Source organism: Streptomyces sp. NPDC102462 (assembly GCF_044765425.1).
Lineage (GTDB): Bacteria > Actinomycetota > Actinomycetes > Streptomycetales > Streptomycetaceae > Streptomyces.
Window position 1 is genome coordinate 98,715 of the sequence record NZ_JBIWKB010000026.1, and the last position, 23,093, is coordinate 121,807.

Here is a 23,093-nt window from a genome sequence, read left to right on the forward strand (position 1 = left end):
CGTCCGGTACAGCGCCCGGCGGCGTCCCGCGGTGGATCCGTTCGTCCATGGCGCGGGTACGCCTCCGGCAGGGGGCCCGCTTCGTCAGGCGTGGTGCGGGCGGCGGTGTTCGGGCTGGTCGGGGGCCGGGCGTGGGGTGAGCGGTGGTACGGCCCGGATCACCGGTCCGTCGGTGCGCACCGTCAGCGGTTCCCCGTGGTGGTGGAGCGCGAGCGGCGGCCCGTCCAGCAGCGTGTAGGTCGCCTTGTCCGCCTGGATCTCCACACGCAGGCGGCGGCCGAACAGACACAGGTTGAAGGCGAGCCGGCTGATCCGCTCGGGCAGTCGCGGCGCGAACCGCACCCCGTCGCCCTGCGTGCGCAGTCCGCCGAAGCCCGCCACCAGCGCCATCCAGGTACCGGCGAGCGACGCGATGTGCAGCCCGTCGCGCGTGTTGTGCTCCAGGTCGGCCAGATCCATCAGCGCGGCCTCGGCCGCGTAGTCGTGGGCGAGCCCGAGATGGCCCGCCTGGGCGGCGATGACGGCCTGGCAGCACGCCGACAGGGAGGAGTCCCGCACGGTGAGCGCTTCGTAGTAGGCGAAGTTCCGCGCGACGTGCTCCTCGTCGAAGAACGCGCCGCATGTGTACATGGCCAGCACCATGTCGGCCTGCTTGACCACCTGCTTGCGGTAGAGGTCGAAGTACGGGAAGTGCAGCAGCAGCGGGTACTGGTCGGGGCGGGTGCGGGCGAAGTCCCAGCGCTGGTGGCGGGTGAAGCCGGCGTGCTGTTCGTGCACGCCGAGTTCGTCGTCGTACGGGATGTGCATGGCCTCGGCCGCGTCCCGCCAGGCGGCGCTCTCCTCCGCGTCGACGCCGAGCAGGTCCGCCTGACGCGGGTGGCGTTCGACGGCGTCGGCGGCGGCCAGCAGGTTCGCGCGGGCCATGAGGTTGGTGTAGGTGTTGTCGTCGACGACCGCGCTGTACTCGTCCGGTCCGGTCACGCCGTCGATGTGGAAGGCGCCGTGCTGGTCGTGGTGGCCCAGGGAGCGCCACAACCGGGCGGTCTCCACCAGCAGTTCCACGCCCGCCTCGCGTTCGAAGCGCCGGTCCCCCGTGACGGTCACGTAGCGCACCACGGCGTCGGCTATGCCCGCGTTCACATGGAAGGCGGCGGTGCCGGCCGGCCAGTACGCCGACCCTTCCGAGCCCGCGATGGTGCGCCAGGGGAACGCGGCGCCCTCCAGACCGAGTTGGGCCGCCCGTTCGCGGGCGGCGGGCAGTGTGTCGTGCCGCCAGCGCAGCGCCTCGGCGACCGCCTCGGGCGCCGTGTAGGTGAGGACGGGCAGCACGAACATCTCCGTGTCCCAGAACGCGTGCCCGTCGTAGCCCGACCCGGTCAGCCCCTTGGCGGGAATCGCCCGCCGTTCGGCGCGGACACCGGCCTGCAGCACATGGAACAGCGCGAACCTGACCGCCTGCTGGATCTCCCCGTCGCCGTCCACCTCGATGTCCGCGCGCTCCCAGAAGTCGTCCAGAAAGGCACGCTGTTCGTCGAGGAGGCCCGGCCAGCCGCCGTGCGCCGCGGCGGCGAGGGCGGCGTCGACCTGGTCGCTCATCGCGGGCAGCGACCGGGTCCCGGACCAGCCGTGGGCGACCAGCTTCTGCACCCGCAGCCGCGCGCCCGGCTCCAGCACGGAGGTGACCGTCAGCCGGGCCACGTCGGGGGTGCTCTCGCTGCGCGTCGTGGTCCCCTCGGGCCCGGTGACCGTGTGGTCGGCGGCCACGGCGACCCGCAGACCGCTGCGCCGGGTGCGGTGCACCAGCCGCAGCCGGTGTCCCGAGGCGAAGTCCTCCTCCGGCTCCAGCGGCGACTGCAGCGCCTTCGCCGCCCTCGGATCGGCGTCGGACTCGGGCAGTTGCTCGTTGGCGACCAGCTCCGACTGGATCACCACGCGGGTGCGGCGTCCGACGGCCTCCACCTCGTAGGCCACGGCGGCCACCGCCCGCTGTGTGAGCGAGACCAGCCGTGTCGAGCGGACCCGGACGGTCGAACCGGCAGGCGAGGTCCACTCGCAGGTCCGCTCCAGGACGCCGCGGCGCAGGTCCAGCGTCCGCTCGTGGCGGACGAGCCGGCCGTAGCGCAGGTCGAACGGTTCGTCGTCGACCAGCAGCCGCAGGACCTTGCCGTTGGTGACGTCGATGACGGTCTGGCCGGACTCCGGGTAGCCGTAGCCGGCTTCGGCGTACGGCAGCGGGTGCAGTTCGTGCACGCCGTTGAGATAGCTGCCGGGCAGCCCGTGCGGTTCGCCCTCGTCGAGGTTGCCGCGCCAGCCGACGTGCCCGTTGGACAGGGCGAACACGGACTCGCTCTGCGCCAGGACGTCGAGGTCGAGGTCCGTCTCGCGCACGGCCCACGGTTCGACGGTGTACGCCCGTTGGGTGATCACTGCTTGCCCCCCAGTTCGGCCAGGTCCGCGACGACCACGTCGGCGCCGTGCGCGTACAGGGCGTCGGACCGGCCGGCCCGGTCGACGCCGACGACGTACCCGAAGTGCCCGCCGCGGCCCGCCTCCATCCCGGCCAGGGCGTCCTCGAACACGGCGGCCCGCGCCGGTGGCACGCCCAGATCGCGGGCGGCGGCGAGGAAGGTGTCGGGGTGCGGCTTGCCCGGCAGCCGGCGCTCGGCGGCGACCACGCCGTCGATGCGGACGTCGAAAAGGTGCTCGGCGTCGATCGAGCGCAGCACGTCCACGGTGTTGGCGCTGGAGGAGACGATCGCGGTGCGCAGCCCGTGGGCCCGGACGGCCTCGACGTAGCGCAGCGTGCCTTCGTACGGTTCGACGCCCTGGTTGCGGATCTTCGCCAGGAGCAGCCGGTTCTTGCGGTTGCCGAGGCCGTGCACCGTGGCGGCGTCGGGCGGGTCGTCGGGGTGTCCCTCGGGCAGTTCGATGCCGCGGGCGGCCAGGAAGGTGCGCACGCCGTCGGCCCGGGGGCGGCCGTCGACGTACTCGGCGTAGTCGGCGGTGGCGTCGAAGGGGCGGAAGTGCTCGCCGTCCCGCTCCCGCAGGAAGGCGTCGAACGTCTCCTTCCAGGCGGCGGCGTGCACGACGGCCGTCTTGGTGACGACGCCGTCCAGGTCGAACAGGCAGGCGAGGATGGGGTCGGGCAGACCGAGCTGTGTCATACCCAGCACTGTTCCCCACAACAAGCCCGGCACTGAGTGGCGCGTGCCACATCGGGTGTCCTTCTCGGCGAATTCATACCCGGCCGTGCCCTCCTGGAGCGGCGCGCCGGTCAGCCGTGCGGGAACGAGTGGTGTTCATGGGCGATCAGCCAGCGGCCGTCCCGTTTGCGCAGTCCGATGGTCAGCCGCAGCCGCCGGGCGGGGTGTTCGGCGAGTTCGGCCGGGGTGCCGCAGCGCAACAGGGCGTGCGCGAAGGCGACATCGGTACCGGCCGTCACATCGAGGGAGTCGATCTCGAAACAGGCGCCCTCGGCCTGCCAGACGAAGAAGGGCGGCCAGACCTCCCGGTAGGCGGCCAGTCCACGCACCCCGTCGTGCGGCGGCGGCACGTCGAACAGCACGACGTCCTCGGTGTGCGCGGCGGCCACGCCGTCGAGGTCGCCGCGGTGGACGGCCTCGGCCCAGCGGGTGATCAGGCCGCGGATCTGTGTCTCGTCGTCGGACACGGTCCGGTCCTCCTTCCTGCCCCGCCCAGCGGCGGGGCGTCGAGGTGAGGACCGCGGGCCGCGCGGAAACTCATCGGCGCACCGCGGGCCGGCGCGGATCACAGCGGGCTCGACCCCGCGGCGCACGCCCCGGTGCGGACGGCCGGGCCGTCCCCGGCGGCGGACGCGAGCCCGTCGGGTCCGCGTCCGGGCGCGGTCCGGCCACCTCGGGCTGAACCGCGGCCGGTCGCGGGCCGTACCGGTGTGTACGGCAGAGGGTCTGCCGGTACGACGCGTGAAGCGGTGACGTGCCCGGCGGCGGGAGCGGGGCGGCGGCGGGGCCCGGACGCGGCCCCGGATCGCTCCGGCCGCCGTCCGGCTCGGCGCCGCGGGGCGGAAGATGGCACACGAACAGCACTCGGTCCGCGCACCCGGGATCCCCGGGACACCCACCTCCGAGGTGTCCGCCGGCGGCGCGACCCCGCCGCTGCCGGCGCGCGCGAAGGCCGCGTTCGGGTCGCGGCTGCGCGCGGCGCTGCGCCGCCCCCGGCGCTGGCCGGTGCCGCTCCTCGTGGTGCTGCTGCTGGGGCAGTCGGCCGTGGCGATGGTGACCGCGGCCGTGCAGCAGACGCCGACCATCGACGAGCCGGTGTACGTGGCCGCCGCCGCGGACTACCTGCACGAGCACCGGCTGCGGCTCAATCCCGAACATCCGCCGCTCGGCAAGCTCGTCGTCATGGCCGGGGTGGCGGTGGCCGATCCGCACTACGACTCCTCGTACCCCGGTACACAGGGCCAGGTGGGGCGGCATCTGCTGTACGAGTCAGGCAACGACCCGTGGCGGCTGATGCTGTGGGCCCGGCTGCCGGTGATCGTGCTGACGCTGCTGTTCGGGCTGGTCGTCCTGGCCTTCGCGCGCGAGGTCGCCGGACCGGTGGGCGGGCTGGTCGCGCTCGCCCTGTACGCCTTCTGCCCGGATGTCGTCGCCCATGGCTCGCTGGCCACGCTGGACATTCCGGCGGCCGGTTTCGTGCTGACGTCGGTCTGGCTGGTGTGGCGGGCGCGGCGGCGGCCCTGGCGGTGTCTGCCGCTCGCCGGGGCGGCGCTCGGCGCCGCCGTGGCGACCAAGATGAGCGCGCTGCCCGCCATCGTGGTGCTGATGCCGCTGGCCGCGGTGTCGGTGCGGCATGCCCGGGGCGCGGCGGGGCGGACCGGCCGGCGCGCGACGCCGGCGGAGTGCGCGGCCGGGGCGGCGGTCGTGGCGTTGACCGCGGTCGCCGTGGTGTGGGCCGTCTATCTGGCCGTCGATCCGCGGTTGCGCCTCGCTTCGGCGGAGCCGGTGCCCGCCCTGCACGGGCTTCGCGGGCGATTGGTCGGGCTGCTGCCGTTCCCGGAGGCGTACCGGGTGGGGATGCGGATGCAGTTCGGCCTGGAGGAACACCCTTGGCAGGGCTTCCTGTTCGGTCGGCTGTACACGGGCTCCCTCTGGTACTACCTGCCGGCTGCCCTGCTGGTGAAGACGCCCCTCGGGCTGCTCGCGCTCGGGGCGGCCGGGGGCGCGGCGGTCGTGACGGTGCGCCGGCTGCGGCCCGCCGCGCCGTATCTGCTGCTGCCGCCGGCGGTGCTGCTGGCCGTGGCGATGACCGGGTCGCGGGACTTCGGCACCCGCTACGCCGTGTTCGTGCCGATGTTCCTGGCGGTCGCGGCGGCCTGTGTGCTCGCGGCGCGGTGGCGGTGGGGCCCGGTGGTCACGGGGGCCCTTGTGGTGTTCGCCGCCGTCAGTTCGTTGCGCACCTACCCCGCCTATCTGCCGTACTCCAACGAGGCGTTCGGCGGGCCCGGGCACACCCGGCTGCGACTGCACGACTCCAACGTGGACTGGGGTCAGGACCTGGGCCGGCTCGCGGACCGGCTCGCCGAGCGGTACCGGGGCGAGCGGATCTGGCTCGTCTACAAGGGCAGTGGGGTGCCCGCCTACTACGGCATCCACGCGGCCGATCCGCGCCGGGTGCCGCCGTCCGAGGTGCGCGGCGTGCTCGTGGTGTCCGACTCCTCGGTCGCCAAGGCCCGCGGAAGGCTGGCCGAACTGATCGACAGCAGCCGCTCCATCGACCAGGTCGGTCATTCGATCATGATCTACCGGCGCTGAGCCACGCCCCTGGCCGCCACGGTCCGTGAGCTATGTTGAGTCTTCGTGGGAGACAAAGGAGGCACCCCGGTGCCATCGCCGCAGCAGGCACGCGCGCAGGCGTCCGCGATCACCTCGGGCAAGACCGTGCCGGAGGCGGAAGCCGCACCGACCTCCCAGCTCAGAGAGCTTTTCGACGGCCATGGGCTGTCCCCGGGCCAGCGGCGGATCGCCCAGTACCTGATCGAGCACATCACCGAGGCCGCGTTCCTTTCGATCACCGATCTCGCCGAGCGGGTGGGCGTGAGCCAGCCCTCGGTGACCCGGTTCGCCGCGGCCGTGGGCTTCAGCGGTTACCCCGCGTTGCGGGAAAGGCTCCAGTCGATCGCGCTGGCCGCCCTCCCCGGCGGCGCCGCGGCGGCGGCCGAGGAGATGCGGCGCAGCAACGAACTCCAGGCGGCCGTCGACGCCGAGATCGCGAACCTGGAGAATCTGCGGCGGGACTTCGCCGATCCGGACCGGGTGATCCGGGTGGGCCGCGAGCTGTCCCGGTCGACCCCGCTCACCGTGCTCGGGCTGCGCATCTCCGTGTCGCTCGCCGAGTACTTCGCCTACGCCGCCCGCCGCATCCATCCCGACGTACGGCTGGTGACCCGCGGCGGGAGCGTGGCGTACGACGCGCTGCTGCAGTCGCGGGAAGCGGGCGGCACCTGGATCCTGGCGTTCGGCATGCCGCGGCACGCGCAGGAGACCCTTACCGCGATCCGGGTCGCGCGCGGCGCCGGGCTGCGGGTCGCCCTGGTGACCGATCTGGCGCTCGGGGCGCTGGCCGACGAGGCGGACGTCACCTTCGCCACCGGTACCGGCTCGCGGCTGGTCTTCGACTCCTACGCCGCGCCCGGCGTGCTGTCCGCGGCGCTGCTCCAGGCCATGACGGACGCCGATCCCGAGCGCACCCAGGCCCGTCTCGAGGAGTACGAACAGGTCGCCGAGCAGCACCAGTTCTTCCTGAAGGACTGAGCCGGGAAGGCGCCTCGGCGGCGGGTCACCGGGACCGATCGGGATCATTCACCACAGATCCGTCATGAATGTTTTCATGCTTCTTGCCAAGACGACGGCATATATAAATACTGCTCAACAGATCGCACCCGGCTTCCCTCCGGGAGCGTTCCGCACCCCAGGACGCACCTGTCGCACCGCCCCGAGAAAGCCGGACCGCCCATGCGCACGCCGCCGCACCGCTCATCGCGCCGGCTCCGGCCCCCGGGGCCCCGCTACGAGCACCCCGAGCCGTCGCTCCCTACCCGCGCCGGCACCTGGGGTGTTCGGTGGGGCATCGCCTGCGCGATTCGCCCGTGGCGGCCCCGGTCATCCCCTAGACCGGGGCCGCCCGAACCCGTCGCACCACCCCGCACGACGCAGCACACCCGGAAGCGATGATCATGCCCCTGACGACCACGCGCATCAGTCCGGACTGGCCCCGCCAGGTCAAGCAGCCCGGCAGCTACGACTGGGAGCGCTCGGCGGCCAAGTGGCTGCGCGAACTGGTACCGGCCCGCTACTCCGGCTACCCGGCGCTGATCCGGCATCCGGTGCTGCTCGCCCGGCATGCGCAGATACAGGTCCACCACGAGATGCGGGTGGCCCGTACGGCGTTGCAGACCGCCCGTTCCGAACTGCCCTCACTGGGCCTGCCCGAGTCGGTCATCGAACACACGATCAAGATGTACGCGGCCGAGATACGCCAACTCCAGTACATCGCCCGCAGCGTACGCGCGGTCACCGACGCCCTGCTCGCACACCCCCCCAGCCGCTGAGCCCCGCCCCCGCAGGGGCGCGGGGAACTGCGCAACCAACCACCACGGCGAGCCAGCCAACAGACGACAGACACCCCCCAAGGGGCGCGGGGAACTGCGCAACCAACCACCACGGCGGACCAGCCAACAACCGACAGACACCCCCCAAGGGGCGCGGGGAACTGCGCAACCAACCACCACGGCGGACCAGCCAACAACCGACAGACACCCCCCAGAGGGCGCGGGGAACTGCGCAACCAACCACCACGACGAGCCAGCCAACAACCGACAGACACCCCCCAAGGGGCGCGGGGAACTGCGCAACCAACCACCACGGCGGACCAGCCAACAACCGACAGACGCCCCGCAGGGGGGCGCGGGGAACTGCGCAACCAACCACCACGACGAGCCAGCCAACAAACGGCAGACGCCCCGCAGGGAGACGCGGTCAGCCGCCGCCCGAGTTCGTGCGGGACTCCAGATCGCGGCGGGTGTCGTCGCCGTAGACGCCGGTCTCGTCCCCCCTGATGCCGTACCAGAGCTGGAAGCGGGCCACGGCCGCGGCGAGCACGGCGTCGTAGCGGCCGTCGGTGGCCCCGTCGCGGTAGACGTCCGGGATGCGCAGCAGGCGTTGCTGGAGCGCGACGACCTCGGCTCCGCTGTCGCCCTCGCGCAGGGTGCCGGGGCCGTCGGGGTCGGCGGCGGAAGCGCTCACCGCCGGTGGCGCGGCCGGGGCGGAGCGGGACGGCCCGGCGCTCGGGGCGGCGTCACCGCGGCCGGGCAGCAGCAGGGCGCCGCCGAACCCGACGAGGGCGGCGGCGCCGACGACGGCCGCGACGGCGGCCCGGCGCAGTCCGGCACCGGTGCGGGCGCCGGGTGTGCGCACCGTGGGCAGTTCCTGCGTCTGCTCCTCGGCCCGGTCCGTGCGCCGCTCCGCGGTGACGGCCTCGTACCCCTCGGCGTCCTCGCGTATCTCCCGCATCAGTTCGGCGAGCGCGTCGAAGCGCCGGGGCCGCAGCACCCGGACGGGTTCCAGGACCGGGCCGCGCTGCGGCTCCTCGGCATCCGGCGGTGTCGGCACGCCGCTCTCCTTCCGCGATCCCCGGGCAGCGATCCCCGGCCAGTGATACGGCCGCGGCGGCCCGCCGGTTCAGCCGGGCCCGGGACGGGCGCGGACCGCCGGGGAGCACTCAGTACCCCGAGGAGCGTGCACGGAGTGCCGTTCCGGCCCGCGCGGGTGCTACGTTCGCGTCCATGAGCTCCAGCAGCGCGGCCCCGGCCGCGAAGCCGCCGATGCGGGACGCCCTGGTCGCGGCGGCCTTCCGGCTGTTTCTGGAACGCGGCTACGAACGGACCACCGTCGACGACATCGTGGCGCTCGCGGGGGTCGGACGGCGGTCGTTCTTCCGCTACTTCCCCTCCAAGGAGGACGTGGTCTTCCCCGACCACGAGCGCTGCCTGGCCGAGATGACCGCCTTCCTTGCCGAGGACGGCGAGGAGCACGAGCCGGTGCGGCGGGTGTGCGACGCGGCCCGCCTCGTGCTGCGGATGTACGCGGTCAACCCGGCGTTCTCCGTGCAGCGTTACCGGCTCACCCGGCAGGTGCCGGGGCTGCGCGCGTACGAACTGTCGGTGGTGTGGCGCTACGAGCGTGCGCTGGCCGGGTATCTGCGCCGCCGTTTCGCCGGCGAGCCGGACGGCACGCTGCGGGCCGACGTCATCGCCGCCGCGGTCGTCGCGGCGCACAACAACGCCCTGCGCTCCTGGCTGCGTTCGGACGGCCGGGGCGACCCGGGCGCCGCCGTCGACCATGCGCTGGGCCATGTGCAGTCGGCCTTCGCCCGCCCGCGCACGGAGGGTGGCGCGGCACCCCAAGTCCCGCGCGCCGAGGGCCCCGAGGACGTGGTCGTCCTCGTCTCCCGGCGCGACGCGCCCCTGTGGCGGGTGGTGCAGCAACTGGAGTCGGCGCTGGGCCGCGACTGACGGGAAATTCGGGGTACCGAGTGCCTTTACGCTTGACACTGAGTGCCATAACCTGTCGGCGTGCACGGTGGCACGGCGTACCGCGCACACGCGTGCCCGGTCGGTGCCGGGCACGCCGGATTCCGGCCGAGTGCAGGGAGTTGACCAGCGTGTACCACCACTCAGCAAACGCCGCCCGCGCGGTGGCCGGCACCACGACGGGCGTTCTCGACCCCACGCCGGAAGGCTCCGGCACCGTCCTCTTCTTCCAGCGCTGCACCTGGTGCGGCACCACCATGTACCACCGGCTGCTCTGCCCGGTGTGCCGGGGCAGCGATCTGCGCACCGAGCGCAGCGAGGGCATCGGCACGGTCCGCCACTCCTCCGTGCTGCACCGCAACACACCCGCCGCCCGCAATGTGTCCCTGGTGGAGATGGCCGAGGGTTTCATCCTGCGCGGCCGGGTCATGGGGCCGCCGGTGGGCGTGCACAGCGGGGACCGGGTCCGGCTGTCCACGGCCCAGGACCCGGTGCGCGGCGAGCCGGTCTTCCAACTGCTGGACGAGCCGTACGGGGCCTGGACCTGACGGCCCGCCGGCCCCCGGCCCGTCCGTCCCGATCACGGTTCCGGCGCAGGAACGCCCGCGGTACGAGGGCCGGTTCCCGGCCGGGCGCGATGCGACCGCCCGTCCCGGACGAGGCGGCGGCGCTGCGTGGGTGCCGGCTCAGGGGGTGAGCGTCAGCCGGATACCGACGGTTCCCCGGACGCCGCGGCGCAGCCGGCTGCCGAGCAGGGTGAGGCGGCCGACGACGCCGTACTTGCGGGCGATCCGGTCGCGGTAGCGGGCCGTGGTGGCCGCGTCGCCGATCTCGGCGGTGGCGGGGACCTGCTCGCCGGTCGGCCTGCCGCGCACATCGCAGGGCCCCACGAGGACATCGGCGCGGCGCCTGATCCGCTTCACCTTCCAGGAGTCGGCGACCGTCCAGATGCCCAGCGCGTCCCCGTCGCGCACCACCCAGACCGGGGTGGCGACGGGGCTGCCGTCCCTGCGGTAGCTGGTGACGAGGAGGTACTTGCCCGCGCCGAGCCGGTCCAGCGGCGAATCCGTCATGCCGGGCAGTCTAGAAGGCCGTGCGGCGCACCGTCCCGCATCCGGGGCCGGGGCGCGGTGAACGCACGCGTGCCGGGCCACGTATGCAGGGGCGGGCGCTCGACGACCGGAGGGCCCCGCGGTGTCGGCACCGCGCGTTCGGGGTTCGGGAGCCATGCATGAGGCACGCACGACGACGGTTCGTCCGGCGGACGGCACAGCTGGCGGCGGTCGGCGGACTCCTCCTGGGCGGCACGATGGTCGCCCGGGCCGTGGCGGGCGAGCCGCCCGGCCCGTCCGCCGCCCCGTTCAGCGCGGCGCAAGGCGCCGCCGGACCCGGTGCCGATCTGGTGGCGCGGCTCGGCACCGCCCGTACGGCGGGGAGCTGGACCGGTGCCGACGGCCGCCCGGTCGTGGCGGTGACCGACGAGGGGGCCGCGCGGTCGGTGCGCCGGGCCGGGGCCGAGGCGAAGGTCGTGCGGCACAGCATGAACGAGCTGAGGTCGGCCACGGCGGCGCTGCGTTCCGCGCCCCGGGTCGCGGGCACCGCGTGGGCCCTGGACTACCGCACCAACCGGGTCGTGGTGCAGGGCGACGCGACCGTCTCCGCCGGCGACTGGTCCCGGCTGTCCCGGGTGGCCGCGGGCATCGGCGGTTTCGTCCACATGGAGCGCACCCGGGGCGCGTTCACCACCCGCCTGAACGGGGCGCAGCCGATCCTGTCCACCGGCGGGCGCTGCTCGGCGGGCTTCAACGTCACCGACGGACAGCGGGACTTCATCCTGACGGCCGGGCACTGCGGGCCCGCGGACACCCTCTGGTTCGCGGACGGCCGGGGCGGCCGGCAGCTCGGCACGACGGTGCGCACCGAGTTCCCGGGCAGCGACTTCTCCCTCGTCGCATACGCGTCCGGCCGGGCCGGCGACGGGGCGGACGTGGTGGCCGTCGGCGGCGGCCGGGGTGTGCGGATCACGGGCGCCGCCGACCCCACGGTCGGGCAGCGGGTGTTCCGCAGCGGCAGCACCAGCGGGCTGCGCGACGGTCAGGTGACCGGGCTCGACGCGACCGTCAACTATCCCGAGGGCACCGTCACCGGTCTGGTGCGCACCGATGTGTGCGCCGAGCCGGGCGACAGCGGCGGCCCCCTGTTCTCCGAGGGCATCGCGCTGGGCGTGACCTCCGGCGGCAGCGGCGACTGCACCACGGGCGGCACCACCTTCTTCCAGCCGGTGACCAAGGCGCTCGCCGCGCTCGATGTGCGGCTGATCGTCGCGGCGCCGGGAGGCGGGGCCGGGAGCGCCGCGCCCTCCCCCGCGCCGTCCGCCGCCGCCACGCAGGGCGCGCTCGCCCCCGGCGCGGCCTCACCCGGCTCCTCGGCTCCGGTCACCGGTGTCGCGCGGGAGGCGAGTGCGCTGTCCCGGCTCACGGACGGCCGGGCCGTCGGGCCCGGCCTGCTGGTGATCGCGGGCAGTCTGATCGCCCTGGTCGCCACCCGCTACATCCGGGCGGAACAGGACCGCAAGGCGTACCAGCGGTACTACTCGGCCACCTGGGGTTGATCCTGCCCCAAAGGCAACTACTCTTGGTGACGACTTCCGCACCGGTCGTCCGGGCGGCTCAGGCCCTCACCACCGGACGATCCGTGCGAAGATCCACCCAGAGGTCGCCAAGGGGAGATGATCCGTGAGCAGCCCGAGCAGCCGGCCCGGTTACGGGGACATACAGCCGGACCGCGGTGGCCAGGCCGCGGCCTTCGACGCGATCGGTGACCGCTACGACGAGGCCTTCCCGCACAAGGAGGGCCAGGTGGCCGCCGCCGAGTGGCTGGTCGGGTCGCTGCCGCCCGGCGCCCGCGTGCTGGACCTGGGATGCGGCACCGGACGGCCCACCGCGCGCCGGCTGGCGGACGCGGGGTTCGAGGTCGTCGGCGTCGACCTGTCGCCGGTGATGGTCGACCTGGCCAGGGCGAACGTGCCGGAGGCGGAGTTCCACCGGCTGGACATCGCGGACCTGCGCCCCGGCGGCCCCCGCGATCTGGGCACCTTCGACGCGGTCGTGGCGTTCTTCGCCCTGCTCATGCTGCCGCGCGCGGAGATCCCGCTCGCGCTGGAGACCGTCCGCCGGCTGCTGGCCCCGCAGGGCCTGTTCGCCCTGTCGATGGTCGAGGCCGACGTCGACGATTTCGCGATCCCGTTCATCGGCAGCACCGTCCGGGTCTCCGGCTATCTGCGGGAGGAGCTGCGCGAGGTGGTCGACGGGGCGGGCTTCGACATCGTCGGCGAATCCCTCTACTCGTATGCGCCGGCCTCCGCGGACGTCCAGCCGGAGGAGCAGATCTTCCTGCGCTGCAGACGGAAGCCCGAGCGGTGACGAAGGGCCTCGGGGCCGGCCGCCGTCCGCTGCGGCTCGGCCGGGACGCCAGCCCGGAGCACTCCGGGGCGCAGTTCGACCGGCTGCGTTTCCTCGACGAGGCGACCGGGCGGATCTCCCGCGGTCTGGCACTCGACGCGACGCTGTACGAACTGTGCCAGGCCGCCGTCCCGGCCTTCGCCGACCATGTCTTCGTCCATCTGAGCGATCCGCTGCCGTTCGGCGAGGAGCTGCCCGCCGCCGACCCCGTGCTGCGGCTGTACGCCACCGAGCGGACGCCCGCACGACCGCCGGACGTCCCGGCCCCGCCCCCGTCCGGTCCGACCGCGCCGCCGGAGGCGGCCGTCCGGCTCGCCGGGCTGCTCGACGCCGGCGGGCCCGTGTTCGGCGACGGCCCGGGCGTCGCCGAGGTGGTGGGCGCGCTGCCGACGGCGGCGGACACACCCGGACCGGTACCGTACGGACGGCGTCTGCTCGTCGCCCCGCTGCGCGCCGGCGGCCGGTTCCTGGGCTGCGTCGTCCTGACCCGCGGGGCGGGCCGGCCGCCGTTCACCGACGAGGACCGGTATGTCGCCGCCCAGCTCGCCGCGTACACCGCCCTCGGCGCGCACCGGGCGGTGCTGTACGGCCGCGAGGCGTCCTTCGCCGACGCGCTGCAGCGCACGATGCTCCCGCCGTCGCTGCCCGCGCCGACGGGAGTGCGGCTCGCCAGCCGCTATCTGCCCGCTTCCCGGACCTCACGGGTCGGCGGCGACTGGTACGACGCGGTGCCGCTGCCCGGCAACCGTGTCGCGCTGGTCATCGGCGATGTGATGGGGCACTCACTGACCTCGGCGGCGATCATGGGGCAGCTGCGCACCGTCGCGCAGACCCTGGCCCGGCTCGACCTGCCGCCGGACGAGGTGCTGCACCACCTCGACGAACAGGCCGAACGGCTCGGCGGGCGGCACATCGCGACCTGTCTGTACGCCGTCTACGATCCGGTGCGCCACCGGCTGCTGGTGGCCAACGCGGGCCACCCGCCGCCGCTGCTGCTGCGCCCCGACGGCCGGGCGGAGATCGTCCGGGTGCCGCCCGGGGCGCCGATCGGCGTGGGCACCGGGGGTTTCGAGACCACCGAGCTGTCCGCGCCCGCCGGCGCCACCCTGCTGCTCTACACCGACGGCCTCGTGGAGTCCCGTGACTCGGACGTGATGGCGGGGGTGGAACGGCTGCGGGACCGGCTGCGCGCCGCGGCCGCCGGGCCCGCCGGGGCCGCGCCCCCGGCGCTGGAGACGCTGTGCGAGGAGGCGCTGGGCATCCTGGGGTCGCGGGACCGGGACGACGACATCGCGCTGCTGGCCGCCCGGTTCGTCGGCCTCGATCCGCAGACCGTCGCCTCCTGGTATCTCGCTCCGCATCCGCGCACCGCCGGGCAGGCCCGCAGGCTCGTCCGGCGCACGCTGCAGCGCTGGGGTCTTGACGTGCTGAACGAGGAGACGGAGCTGCTGGTCGGCGAGGTGGTGGCGAACGCGGTGCGGTTCGCCGGACGGCCGATCACCCTGCGTCTGCTGCGCACGGATGTGCTGCGCTGTGAGGTCGGCGACGACTCGCCGCTGGTGCCGAGGCTGCGGCACGCCCAGCCGAGCGACGAGGGCGGCCGGGGGCTGTTCCTGGTCGATCAGCTGGCGCTGCGCTGGGGAGCGACCCGGCTGAGCACGGGCAAGGTGGTCTGGTTCGAGCAGTCGCTGCCCGCATCGGGGCAGGGGAGCTGACGGCGGCGCTCAGGCCGCCTTCGGCGACTGCGGGACCGCGGCGGCCCACTCCAGGACGAGCCGCTGGTACTCCTCGCGCTGCTCGACGCTCAGTGTCCCGCCCGACCGCAGCCACAGGGCCCGGATCTGCTCGTTGACCTCCGCGGCCGATCGCTCGGAGGCGGCTTCAACTGTGGTGGACATGGTGTGAAGCATATGCCGATCGGCGTGAAGACGAGGTGAGCAAGTACCCCCGATATGGGACATAACGGACCGTGTTGCTCATCACGTCAACCCACCGGGATCACAGGGCACTTCATCCCGGCGCCGGCCAGTTCGCCGCCCTTTTCCAGGCCCACCCCGGGACGGCGTCTTCGACCGTTCGGTCAGCCGGTTCGACAACGACGTCTCCAACGCGACCGCGCTGTTCGAGGTGGCGGGCGGCGGCTCGGAACAGCTCGCCACGGTGGCCTTCTGGCAGGACAAGAGCGGGGTGCGGGACATCAGCCAACTGCTGGAGCCAGACCGGCCCTGTCCCCCGACGACCCGTCACTAGGACGACTTCGTGACCGCGGTGAACACCCGCGCCCTGCCCTCCGGCGCCGGGGAGCTGAGGACCGGCTAGCCGGGTGCCTGGGTGTGCTCAGGTGCCCGGCTTGCGGCCGTACACGAAGACGTCGTCGCCCTTCTTCAGCAGCGACCAGTACTTCTTGGCGTCCTTCGTGGTCATGTTGACGCAGCCGTGCGAGCCCGGCGGGTTCCACATGCTGAGGCCGACCGAGTGGAAGGCCTGACCGCCGTCGAAGAACTGGCTGTAGGGCATCGGCACGTCGTAGATGGACGAGACGTGGTCGATGTCCCGCCAGTAGATCTTCTTCAGGCCGGTGCGGGTCTCGTAGCCGTTGCGGCCGGTGCGCACCGGGACCGGCCCGTACACCAGCTTCTTGCCGTCCTGGATCCAGCTCAGCTGGAGCGTCAGGTTGACGCAGGCGATGCGGCCCTTGTTCACCGGGCACTTGCCTGCCTTGTTCGGGTTGTTCCCGACGGCCTTCTGCTTGTTCATCAGGTTCATCACACCCCAGGTCACCGGGCCCGCATAGCCGATGTTGGGTGTGATGCCGTGCTTGTTCTGGAAGGCCCGGATGGCCTTGCAGTCGGCGGCGGACTGCTTTCCGTCGACCGGACGGCCGAGGAACTTCTCCACCTGCTTCTGGTACGGCCCGGTCTGCGTGGTGCAGCTCGCGGCCTGCGCCGGTGCGGCGCCGAGCGCGAGGGTGAGCGGTGCCACCAGTCCCGTGATGCCGAGCGCGGCGGCGCCGCGCCTGCCTATGTGCCCCATGTCGGGCCTCCCCGTTGCTGCGTCCGCGGCTCCCGCGGTCCCGGAAACCTAGACCCCGGTGTGACGGCTTCGGTTGCGCGGCCGCTCGGGTTGTGACCAAATGGTGAAGTCGGGCTGCGTGAACGCGGTCCGGTCAGCCGTCCGCGCCGTCCAGGGCCGCGCGGAACCCGGTGTGGACGGCGGTGAGTCCGCCGTCGACGCGCAACGCGGTACCGGTGATCCAGGCCGCATCACGAGAGCCGAGGAAGGCCACGGCAGCCGCGATGTCCTCCGGTTCCCCGACCCGCCCTAGCGGGTAGAGCCCGCGGACGGCGTCGAGTTCGGCGTCCCGCCCCTCCCAGGCGGAGGTGCGCACCGTGCCGGGCACCACCATGTTGACCCGGACCCCGCGCGGGGCCGCATGCCCGGCGAGGGTGCGGGTCAGCGATTCGAGTCCGGCCTTGGCCGCGCTGTAGGCGTGGTTGCCGAAGTCCTGGATGCCGTTGACGGAGCCGACCAGGACGATCGCGCCCCGTCCGGAGGCGGCCAGGTGCGGGAGGGCGGCGCGGCAGCAGCGGAAGCCGCCGGTGAGCGTGACGTCCAGGTCCCGTGCCCAGCCCTCGTCCGGCTCGTCCTCGAAGAGCGGGGCGTCGGGGGTGCAGTGTGCGGCGCAGCACACGAGGACGTCGAGCGAGCCGAAGGCGTCGACGGCATGGGCGACCGCGGCCTCCACGTCGGCCCGGTCGGCCACGTCGCAGGCGAACGCCCGTGCCGTCAGGCCGCGTTCACGCAACACGCCCGCGGTCAGCTCCGCCTCGGGCAGGTCCCGGTCGGTCACCAGGACCCGCGCGCCCTCGTCGGCGAGCCGACGGGCGACGGCCGCACCGATGCCACGGGCGGCACCCGTGACGAGAACCGCGTGTCCTGCGAAGCGCTGGGGTTCGGTCATGGCAACGACCGTACGGACGCGACCATCGATACGACAGACCCCGGCACGCCTTCGCCTGGCCGGGACAGCGTGCGGTCACATCCGCGTTCCTCCCGCTACTGCCCGCCCTGCTGGGCGTCGTGATCGGCGCGCTCGGTTCCCACCTGGTCCGTCGCCCCGGGCCGGTCCTTCGGTGCTAGGGGTGCAGTCTGGCGTCGAGTTCGCCGGGGTCGGTCAGGAACCACAGCTGGTCGCCCTGGTTCGACTCGTAGACGAAGTCCCGCAGCGCCGTGCTCCCGGCGAGGTGCCCGGAGATGTCGCCGACGACCGCGAGCCGCAGCCGGTAGGTGGCGAACTTCTGGACGACGGCGCCCGCGACGCCGGAGCGCAGCCGGAAGAACTCGTCCGCGATCCGCTCCACGGGCACCGCGACCAGCTGCGCCTCCTGGCCGAGGGCGTCCCCGATCAGATCGAGCGCCGCGCGCTCACCGTCGAGGAGCGGGCCGTCGGGGGCGCAGCTCAGGACGCGTACGTCCCGCAGGGTCACCAGCGTGTTCGAGGTCATGACAGCCGATCCTACGGACGCCGCGGCGCCGGTTCCCCCGATTTTCCGGCTCAGTGGCCGCGCGCGATCCACTCCTCGAGGTGCGGGGCCTCGACGCCGATCGTGGTGGCGTCGCCGTGCCCGGTGAGGACCTTCGTCTCGGGCGGGAGGGTCAGCAGGCGGTCACGGATCGAGGCGATGATCGTCGGGAAGTGGGAGTAGGAGCGCCCGGTGGCGCCCGGGCCGCCCTGGAAGAGGGTGTCGCCGGTGAAGACGGTGGCGAGACCCGGGTCGTAGAGGCAGACGGCGCCCGGCGCGTGGCCGGGGGTGTGCAGCACGGTCAGATCGGCGCCGGCGGTCTCCAGCACCTGACCGTCGACCAGATGCTCGTCCGGGTCCCGGTCGGGGTGGGTCAGCTTCCACAGCGGCAGATCGTCGGGGTGCAGCCAGATGGTGGCGCCGGTGAGGTCGGCGAGCGCGGGGGCCGCGTCGATGTGGTCGTTGTGGGCGTGGGTGCACACGATGGCGGTCAGCCGCCGGTCGCCGACCGCCTCGGCGATGGCGCGGGCGTCGTGCGCGGCGTCGATGACGATGACCTCCTCGTCGTCGCCGACGATCCACACGTTGTTGTCCACCTCCCAGCTGCCGCCGTCGAGGGTGAACCGGCCGGAGGTGACGAGGCGTTCGATGCGCGCGGCCATCACAGCACCACCACCGAGCGCAGCACGTCGCCGCCGTGCATCCGTTCGAACGCCTTCTCCACCTCGTCGAGTTGGACGGTCTCGGTCACGAACGCCGCCAGGTCGAGGCGTCCCTGCAGATGCAGGTCGATCAGCATGGGGAAGTCCCGCGAGGGCAGACAGTCGCCGTACCACGAGGACTTGAGCGCGCCACCGCGGCCGAAGACGTCCAGGAGCGGCAGTTCCAGCTTCATCTCCGGGGTGGGCACGCCGACGAGGACGACCGTGCCGGCGAGATCGCGGGCGTAGAAGGCCTGCCGGTAGGTCTCCGGTCGGCCGACCGCCTCGATGACGACGTCGGCGCCGAAGCCGCCGGTCAGCTCGCGGATCGCCTCGATGGGGTCGCTCTCGCGGGAGTTGACGGTGTGGGTGGCGCCCAGGGCGCGGGCCTTGGCCAGCTTGCGGTCGTCGATGTCCACGGCGATGATCTTGGCCGCGCCGGCCAGGCGGGACCCGGCGACGGCCGCGTCACCGACGCCGCCGCAGCCGATGACGGCCACGGAGTCGCCGCGGCCGACGTTGCCGGTGTTGATCGCGGCGCCGATGCCGGCCATCACGCCGCAGCCCAGCAGGCCGGCCACGGCCGGGGAGACGGCCGGGTCGACCTTGGTGCACTGCCCGGCGGCGACCAGCGTCTTCTCCGCGAAGGCGCCGATGCCGAGGGCCGGGGTGAGTTCGGTGCCGTCGGTCAGGGTCATCTTCTGCCGCGCGTTGTGCGTGTTGAAGCAGTACCAGGGGCGGCCACGCAGACAGGCCCGGCAACTGCCGCAGACGGCACGCCAGTTGAGGATCACGAAGTCGCCGGGGGCGACGTCGGTGACGCCCTCGCCGACCGACTCCACGACACCGGCGGCCTCATGACCGAGCAGGAAGGGGAAGTCGTCCGAGATGCCGCCCTGCTTGTAGTGCAGGTCCGTGTGACAGACACCGCAGGCCTGGACGCGTACGACCGCCTCCCCCGGACCCGGGTCCGGCACGACGATCGTCTCGACCCGCACCGGCTGGTCCTTCCCCGGTGCGATCACGCCGCGTACTTCCTGCGCCATGTCCTGGCCCCTTCTGTCTGTCGATGTACCCCGTGGATACGACTCTCCTCCGACCCTACGCGTGACTGATCGGTAAAGTCAGGCGAGCAACCCTGAGCGACCGCGCCCCCGAAGGGGCGCGGGGCTGTATCGATATGCGGCTCCGCCGCGCGGGCGCGACCAGCCACGACGCCGCCGCAGACAACCGACGACAGACGCCCGACGGCGCCCCAGCGGAGCGCTCACGCCAGGGACAGGAACAGTTTCTCCAGCCGAGCCTTCATCTGCTCGGCCGTGGCGCCGTCGGCGGCCTCCTGTTCGCCGTTGAGGCACTGCTGGAGCCCCGTCGCGATGATCGCGAAACCGGCCCGGTCGAGGGCGCGCGAGGCCGCGGCGAGCTGGGTGACCACGTCCTCGCAGTCGCGGCCCTCCTCGATCATCCTGACCACACCCGATATCTGTCCCTGCGCCCGGCGCAACCGGTTGAGCACCGATGACAGCTCATCACCCTCGAACCGCAGCTCCACGGCCACCCCTCCACTCCCTGTATACCCTCAGGGGTATACTATTCTCCCCGCCCACCCCATGGTCCCGGATGATCCCGGACATGCGCGAGGCCGCCCGTTTCCGGACGGCCCCAGGTCGGCCGGCAGGGCGCGGCCGGTTACTCGACGGCGGGCAGCAGCCCGGTCACGGGGGCCGCAAGATCGGTGACCTGGTGCAGCTCCCCGAGGCCGTGCAGCCCGTTCAGCCCCCGCAGCTGCTCGGAGACGCGCGGAACCTCGCCCCGGTGCGCCGCGGGGATGTCGCTCACGGCGAGCGAGTCGAGCGTCGCCATCGGGCTGATCTTCCCGGCGTCCTGGGCGGGCGCGGGCGCCGCGTGCGCGAGCGGTGCGGCGAGGCCGGTGACACCCGCGGCGAGCCCGACGGCGGCGACGATACGTCGTGTTGGGATCATGTCCTCAGCAACGGCACCGGATACCCGGCGGACACGGGCGCCCGGCGCCGCTCACCCGTGAGGCGCAGCGGCCGGACTGCGCTTGCCGGGGCCGCCGGGGCGGAGGACGCTCGAAGAAGGGGCCCGCACGGCCCGCTCCTCGCCGGGCCGCGGCCCTTCGAAGGAGGTCACCATGGGCACCGCGACCGGCTCCGCCTTCACCGCCGAGACGCTGCGCCGGGGCATCGAGGGGAACACCGGGAACAGCCTTCTGTCGCTGTACGCGGACGACGCGGAGATCCGCATCGTCGACCACCACACCCAGCCCAGTCACCCCAAGGTCCTGCGCGGCCGGCCGCAGATCGCGGAGATGATCGACGACATCTACAGCCGCGACATGACGCACCACCTGGAGCAGTGCGTCGTGCAGGGCGACCATGCCGCCTACAGCGAGTCCTGCGAGTACGCGGACGGCGTCCGTGTCCTCGCCGAGTCCATGATCACGCTGCGCGACGGAAAGATCGCCGAGCAGATCCTGATCCAGGCATGGGACGAGTAGCGAGAAGGGCCGCGAGAGTCCAGGTCACCTCCCGTCTGACCTGGACCTTCTCGGCTCGGGCGACATTCGGGGGCCGACCGGGCGCACACCGTACCCGGACGCTGACCGTGAGCCGCCCGGCAGCCCTGGCACTACTCCGAACGCTCCTCCGCACCACCCGCCCCCACCCACCCCCACGCAAACCCCGAACCCCCCACCCCCACTGAACGCCACCCCCACCAACTGGGGTTGGGCCTGTGACGCTTGCTGTGTTGCTGGCGCAGACCGTTGCGGCTGCCGGGGGGCTGGTCGGGTGATCAGGGGAGCCAGGCGCTGTAGTCCATGACGTCGCCGGACTGCACGCCGTACTCGGGGGCGGCCACGCGGAAGGTGGTCTCCAGCCCGAGCACGGTTCCGGTGGCCGGATCCAGGATCAGCATCCGGCGGGCGCCGTGCGCGTCATACACATACGCCTGGCCGGGCCGCCCGAGCCGGTCCGTCACACGGCCGGCGGGTCGCAGGCCCGGGGCGTCGGCGAAGAGGCGTACGAGCGCGGCCGACTCGCGGGCACCGAGTGTCCAGTGGTCCAGCAACTCCTTCGTGGCGTCGAGGAGTTCGGCCGTGGTCAGGGTGCCGGTGCGGACGGTCTCGGCGAGGTAGTCGCGCAACTGAGCCGGCTCGTGCGGGGGCTCTGCCTCCGGCGGGGCGTCGCTCCAGCTCGGCGGGTAGGTCCGCCGGCTGAGCACCTGCCCGTCCGCGACCCGGCGCGGCCCGTCGTCCTCGTCGGTGAGGACGGGACGGCCGGGGTGGAGGGGGTCGGTCGCGACGACCACTTCGGTGCGGCTGGCGTCGGGGTGCCAGCGCACGACGCGTTCCTCGGGCAGCGTGATCGGCGGCCGGTCGTCGCTCATGCCGAGACTCCAGGTCTGCACGTGGGTGCCCTTGCGCAGCCGCGGGGAGCCGTCCGCGGCGGCCGCCTCGGCCAGTTCGGCGAGGCGGTCCAGGGGTACGGCGGCGGAGTGGGGGCTTACCACGAGCGGGCGGGGCGCGGCGATGGCGGGGGTGGTGCCCGTGCTGCCGAGCAGCGCGGCCAGGACGGTCGCCATGACGACGGCGCAGGCCGCGAGGGACCAGGCCAGCCGGGTACGGCGACGGCGGCGGCCGGGGTGCGGGTCGTGCAGCAGCCGGTTCAGGACGCGTTCGCCGTGCTGGTCCAGCGGTCCGTCGCCGGTGTGCGCGCTGTTCGCCGGCACCGGGTTGGCGCGGCGCAGCAGGTCGAGTTCGTCAGCCATGGCCGTGGTCCTCCGAGGGGGTCGCGGCGGCGGGGGCGGGGCGCGGCGCCGGGTGTGCATCGTCGGTGGCCGGGTGTGTACCGGCGAGGGCCGGTGACGGGCCGGCGGGGGACGGGTGTGCGCCGGCGGTGGACGGTGGTGGGGCGTCCGTGGGCGGTGGTGGGGCGGTGGGTGCGGCCGGGCGGATGCGGTCGATCTCGGCTTTCAGGCGGCGCCGCGCCCGGTGCAGACGCATCGCGGCGGCCCGGGTGCCGCAGCCGAGGGCGACGGCTACCTCGTCGACGGCGAGGTCCTCCCACGTCGTCAGGCGCAGCACCTCCTGGTCCGCCGGGGAGAGCCGGGCCAACGCGTCATGCACCCAGGCGCCGGGGGCCTCCGTGTCGGGGCTGTCCACGATGTGCCGGCGGTGCGCGGCGTCGTCGTTGCCGAGCCGGTCGACCAGTCGGCGCCGGCGGCCCCAGCCGCGTACCGCGTTCGCCAGGCAGTTGCGTGCCACCCCGTACAGCCAGGGAAGCGGCGCGGGCGGCAGTTCGGCCCGGCGGCGCCAGGCGACCGTGAACACCTCCGCCACCACTTCCTCCACCGCGTCGGTACGCCCCGCCAGTCGCCGTGCGACATAGCGGGTGACCGCCCAGTAGTGCTCGCGATAGGCAGCGGCGAAGATCTCGTCGTTGCTCATGCCCGGTTGGTGTCCGGCACCGGCCGGATCGTCACACCCCCGCTCCGTGATTCTTGTCGCGTCCTTCGAGTGTGACCTGCGCCGACCGTGCGGACACAGGCGGGGTGTGAAGAGCATCGACCTCAGGATCCCCGACATCAAGGGCGTCAGATGGCTGACGACCACCGATCACAAGACGATCGGGACGCTGTATCTCGTCACGGCGTTCGGTTTCTTCTGCCTGGGTGGCGTGATGGCGCTGTTCATGCGCGCCGAGCTGGCCCGGCCAGGTCTGCAGATCATGTCGAACGAGCAGTTCAACCAGGCGTTCACGATGCACGGCACGATCATGCTGCTGATGTTCGCGACGCCGCTGTTCGCCGG

The 23,093-nt window shown here is 73.2% G+C and carries 24 protein-coding genes and 2 pseudogenes; 11 read left to right on the forward strand and 15 right to left on the reverse strand.

The genetic code is table 11. The annotated features are described in order from the left end of the window. Window positions 1-84 precede the first annotated feature (84 nt). The 3 genes from ACIRFL_RS22880 to ACIRFL_RS22890 all read right to left on the reverse strand — a co-directional run bounded on the left by ACIRFL_RS22880 (window position 85) and on the right by ACIRFL_RS22890 (window position 3,670). On the reverse strand, window positions 85-2,427 hold the full coding sequence (locus ACIRFL_RS22880; RefSeq protein ID WP_404031237.1) for a glycoside hydrolase family 65 protein: 2,343 nt from the start codon (window positions 2,425-2,427) through the stop codon (window positions 85-87). Beyond that, window positions 2,424-3,164 carry an HAD family hydrolase gene (locus ACIRFL_RS22885; RefSeq protein WP_404031239.1) on the reverse strand — a complete coding sequence of 247 codons (741 nt, stop codon included), beginning with the start codon at window positions 3,162-3,164 and terminating at the stop codon, window positions 2,424-2,426. Before ACIRFL_RS22885 ends, ACIRFL_RS22880 begins: the two co-directional genes overlap by 4 nt. Window positions 3,165-3,274: 110 nt before the next feature. Next, on the reverse strand, window positions 3,275-3,670 hold the full coding sequence (locus tag ACIRFL_RS22890; protein ID WP_404031241.1) for a YybH family protein: 396 nt from the start codon (window positions 3,668-3,670) through the stop codon (window positions 3,275-3,277). Between the two features lie 379 nt (window positions 3,671-4,049). Here ACIRFL_RS22890 and ACIRFL_RS22895 point away from each other — a divergent pair, with 379 nt between their 5' ends. The 3 genes from ACIRFL_RS22895 to ACIRFL_RS22905 all read left to right on the forward strand — a co-directional run bounded on the left by ACIRFL_RS22895 (window position 4,050) and on the right by ACIRFL_RS22905 (window position 7,594). Further along, on the forward strand, window positions 4,050-5,798 hold the full coding sequence (locus ACIRFL_RS22895; RefSeq protein ID WP_404031244.1) for an ArnT family glycosyltransferase: 1,749 nt from the start codon (window positions 4,050-4,052) through the stop codon (window positions 5,796-5,798). A gap of 69 nt (window positions 5,799-5,867) precedes the next feature. Beyond that, the gene (locus tag ACIRFL_RS22900; protein ID WP_404031246.1) at window positions 5,868-6,797 is read left to right on the forward strand and encodes a MurR/RpiR family transcriptional regulator; all 930 of its coding nucleotides are present in this window, start codon (window positions 5,868-5,870) and stop codon (window positions 6,795-6,797) included. 416 nt (window positions 6,798-7,213) lie between these two features. Continuing rightward, window positions 7,214-7,594: a hypothetical protein gene (locus ACIRFL_RS22905; protein WP_404031248.1), complete on the forward strand. Its 381-nt coding sequence runs from the start codon at window positions 7,214-7,216 to the stop codon at window positions 7,592-7,594. Window positions 7,595-8,021: 427 nt separating this feature from the next. On the opposite strand, the gene ACIRFL_RS22910 is transcribed toward ACIRFL_RS22905, so the two are convergent. Beyond that, window positions 8,022-8,654, reverse strand: a complete 633-nt coding sequence (locus ACIRFL_RS22910) for a peptidoglycan-binding protein (RefSeq protein ID WP_404031250.1) — start codon at window positions 8,652-8,654, stop codon at window positions 8,022-8,024. Window positions 8,655-8,827: 173 nt separating this feature from the next. Here ACIRFL_RS22910 and ACIRFL_RS22915 point away from each other — a divergent pair, with 173 nt between their 5' ends. Together ACIRFL_RS22915 and ACIRFL_RS22920 are read left to right on the forward strand one after the other, a co-directional pair. Beyond that, window positions 8,828-9,556, forward strand: a complete 729-nt coding sequence (locus ACIRFL_RS22915) for a TetR family transcriptional regulator (protein ID WP_404031253.1) — start codon at window positions 8,828-8,830, stop codon at window positions 9,554-9,556. A 149-nt stretch (window positions 9,557-9,705) separates the two neighbouring features. Then, window positions 9,706-10,122, forward strand: coding sequence for a Zn-ribbon domain-containing OB-fold protein (locus tag ACIRFL_RS22920; protein ID WP_404031255.1), 417 nt, complete (start codon window positions 9,706-9,708; stop codon window positions 10,120-10,122). Window positions 10,123-10,260: 138 nt separating this feature from the next. Here ACIRFL_RS22920 and ACIRFL_RS22925 read toward each other — a convergent pair whose 3' ends face one another. After that, a complete protein-coding gene (locus ACIRFL_RS22925) occupies window positions 10,261-10,647 on the reverse strand; it encodes a PPOX class F420-dependent oxidoreductase (protein WP_404031258.1) in 387 nt (128 codons plus the stop codon). A 158-nt stretch (window positions 10,648-10,805) separates the two neighbouring features. On the opposite strand from ACIRFL_RS22925, the gene ACIRFL_RS22930 reads away from it, so the two are divergent. From ACIRFL_RS22930 to ACIRFL_RS22940, 3 genes are all read left to right on the forward strand, one after another. After that, complete coding sequence (locus ACIRFL_RS22930; protein WP_404031260.1) at window positions 10,806-12,185, forward strand: S1 family peptidase; 1,380 nt, start codon at window positions 10,806-10,808, stop codon at window positions 12,183-12,185. 124 nt (window positions 12,186-12,309) lie between these two features. Further along, window positions 12,310-12,996, forward strand: a complete 687-nt coding sequence (locus ACIRFL_RS22935) for a class I SAM-dependent DNA methyltransferase (RefSeq protein WP_404031263.1) — start codon at window positions 12,310-12,312, stop codon at window positions 12,994-12,996. After that, window positions 12,993-14,750: a SpoIIE family protein phosphatase gene (locus ACIRFL_RS22940; RefSeq protein WP_404031265.1), complete on the forward strand. Its 1,758-nt coding sequence runs from the start codon at window positions 12,993-12,995 to the stop codon at window positions 14,748-14,750. The genes ACIRFL_RS22935 and ACIRFL_RS22940 overlap by 4 nt, the downstream gene beginning before the upstream one ends. A gap of 9 nt (window positions 14,751-14,759) precedes the next feature. Here ACIRFL_RS22940 and ACIRFL_RS22945 read toward each other — a convergent pair whose 3' ends face one another. Then, window positions 14,760-14,945 (reverse strand): hypothetical protein, encoded by a 186-nt coding sequence (locus ACIRFL_RS22945; protein ID WP_404031268.1) that lies wholly within the window; start codon window positions 14,943-14,945, stop codon window positions 14,760-14,762. A 148-nt stretch (window positions 14,946-15,093) separates the two neighbouring features. Between ACIRFL_RS22945 and ACIRFL_RS22950 the strand changes: the two are divergent. After that, window positions 15,094-15,329 (forward strand): annotated as a pseudogene (locus ACIRFL_RS22950) (gfo/Idh/MocA family oxidoreductase); the annotation flags it as partial. Between the two features lie 43 nt (window positions 15,330-15,372). Here ACIRFL_RS22950 and ACIRFL_RS22955 read toward each other — a convergent pair. From ACIRFL_RS22955 to ACIRFL_RS22985, 7 genes are all read right to left on the reverse strand, one after another. Beyond that, entirely contained in the window at window positions 15,373-16,068 is a 696-nt protein-coding gene (locus ACIRFL_RS22955; RefSeq protein ID WP_404031271.1) for a L,D-transpeptidase family protein, read from the reverse strand. A 133-nt stretch (window positions 16,069-16,201) separates the two neighbouring features. After that, complete coding sequence (locus ACIRFL_RS22960; protein WP_404031273.1) at window positions 16,202-16,996, reverse strand: SDR family NAD(P)-dependent oxidoreductase; 795 nt, start codon at window positions 16,994-16,996, stop codon at window positions 16,202-16,204. A gap of 175 nt (window positions 16,997-17,171) precedes the next feature. Then, window positions 17,172-17,540 carry a DUF4180 domain-containing protein gene (locus tag ACIRFL_RS22965; protein ID WP_404031275.1) on the reverse strand — a complete coding sequence of 123 codons (369 nt, stop codon included), beginning with the start codon at window positions 17,538-17,540 and terminating at the stop codon, window positions 17,172-17,174. Between the two features lie 50 nt (window positions 17,541-17,590). Beyond that, window positions 17,591-18,220 carry an MBL fold metallo-hydrolase gene (locus tag ACIRFL_RS22970; RefSeq protein WP_404031278.1) on the reverse strand — a complete coding sequence of 210 codons (630 nt, stop codon included), beginning with the start codon at window positions 18,218-18,220 and terminating at the stop codon, window positions 17,591-17,593. Continuing rightward, the gene (locus tag ACIRFL_RS22975; protein ID WP_404031281.1) at window positions 18,220-19,305 is read right to left on the reverse strand and encodes an S-(hydroxymethyl)mycothiol dehydrogenase; all 1,086 of its coding nucleotides are present in this window, start codon (window positions 19,303-19,305) and stop codon (window positions 18,220-18,222) included. Before ACIRFL_RS22975 ends, ACIRFL_RS22970 begins: the two co-directional genes overlap by 1 nt. 221 nt (window positions 19,306-19,526) lie before the next feature. Continuing rightward, window positions 19,527-19,811: a metal-sensitive transcriptional regulator gene (locus ACIRFL_RS22980; RefSeq protein WP_404031307.1), complete on the reverse strand. Its 285-nt coding sequence runs from the start codon at window positions 19,809-19,811 to the stop codon at window positions 19,527-19,529. A gap of 137 nt (window positions 19,812-19,948) precedes the next feature. Then, complete coding sequence (locus ACIRFL_RS22985) at window positions 19,949-20,242, reverse strand: hypothetical protein (protein WP_404031283.1); 294 nt, start codon at window positions 20,240-20,242, stop codon at window positions 19,949-19,951. 172 nt (window positions 20,243-20,414) lie between these two features. On the opposite strand from ACIRFL_RS22985, the gene ACIRFL_RS22990 reads away from it, so the two are divergent. Beyond that, window positions 20,415-20,780: a nuclear transport factor 2 family protein gene (locus tag ACIRFL_RS22990; protein WP_404031286.1), complete on the forward strand. Its 366-nt coding sequence runs from the start codon at window positions 20,415-20,417 to the stop codon at window positions 20,778-20,780. Window positions 20,781-21,076: 296 nt separating this feature from the next. Here the strand turns inward: ACIRFL_RS22990 and ACIRFL_RS22995 are convergent, their stop codons facing one another. Both ACIRFL_RS22995 and ACIRFL_RS23000 read right to left on the reverse strand, forming a co-directional pair. Then, window positions 21,077-22,051, reverse strand: coding sequence for a CU044_5270 family protein (locus tag ACIRFL_RS22995; protein WP_404031288.1), 975 nt, complete (start codon window positions 22,049-22,051; stop codon window positions 21,077-21,079). Between the two features lie 172 nt (window positions 22,052-22,223). Beyond that, a pseudogene (locus tag ACIRFL_RS23000) lies at window positions 22,224-22,730 on the reverse strand (RNA polymerase sigma factor); the annotation flags it as partial. Between the two features lie 106 nt (window positions 22,731-22,836). Here ACIRFL_RS23000 and ACIRFL_RS23005 point away from each other — a divergent pair. Continuing rightward, window positions 22,837-23,093, forward strand: a 257-nt coding sequence (locus ACIRFL_RS23005; RefSeq protein WP_404031290.1) for a cbb3-type cytochrome c oxidase subunit I, incomplete at its 3' end; no start/stop codon positions are given.

Coding starts and splice junctions, on each gene's coding strand:
- ACIRFL_RS22885 (WP_404031239.1), bottom strand. CDS start 3,164: ATGACACAGCTCGGTCTGCCCGACCCCATCCTCGCCTGCCTGTTCGAC.
- ACIRFL_RS22895 (WP_404031244.1), top strand. CDS start 4,050: ATGGCACACGAACAGCACTCGGTCCGCGCACCCGGGATCCCCGGGACA.
- ACIRFL_RS22905 (WP_404031248.1), top strand. CDS start 7,214: ATGATCATGCCCCTGACGACCACGCGCATCAGTCCGGACTGGCCCCGC.
- ACIRFL_RS22915 (WP_404031253.1), top strand. CDS start 8,828: ATGAGCTCCAGCAGCGCGGCCCCGGCCGCGAAGCCGCCGATGCGGGAC.
- ACIRFL_RS22925 (WP_404031258.1), bottom strand. CDS start 10,647: ATGACGGATTCGCCGCTGGACCGGCTCGGCGCGGGCAAGTACCTCCTC.
- ACIRFL_RS22930 (WP_404031260.1), top strand. CDS start 10,806: ATGAGGCACGCACGACGACGGTTCGTCCGGCGGACGGCACAGCTGGCG.
- ACIRFL_RS22945 (WP_404031268.1), bottom strand. CDS start 14,945: ATGCTTCACACCATGTCCACCACAGTTGAAGCCGCCTCCGAGCGATCG.
- ACIRFL_RS22955 (WP_404031271.1), bottom strand. CDS start 16,068: ATGGGGCACATAGGCAGGCGCGGCGCCGCCGCGCTCGGCATCACGGGA.
- ACIRFL_RS22960 (WP_404031273.1), bottom strand. CDS start 16,996: ATGACCGAACCCCAGCGCTTCGCAGGACACGCGGTTCTCGTCACGGGT.
- ACIRFL_RS22965 (WP_404031275.1), bottom strand. CDS start 17,540: ATGACCTCGAACACGCTGGTGACCCTGCGGGACGTACGCGTCCTGAGC.
- ACIRFL_RS22970 (WP_404031278.1), bottom strand. CDS start 18,220: ATGGCCGCGCGCATCGAACGCCTCGTCACCTCCGGCCGGTTCACCCTC.
- ACIRFL_RS22975 (WP_404031281.1), bottom strand. CDS start 19,305: ATGGCGCAGGAAGTACGCGGCGTGATCGCACCGGGGAAGGACCAGCCG.
- ACIRFL_RS22985 (WP_404031283.1), bottom strand. CDS start 20,242: ATGATCCCAACACGACGTATCGTCGCCGCCGTCGGGCTCGCCGCGGGT.
- ACIRFL_RS22990 (WP_404031286.1), top strand. CDS start 20,415: ATGGGCACCGCGACCGGCTCCGCCTTCACCGCCGAGACGCTGCGCCGG.
- ACIRFL_RS22995 (WP_404031288.1), bottom strand. CDS start 22,051: ATGGCTGACGAACTCGACCTGCTGCGCCGCGCCAACCCGGTGCCGGCG.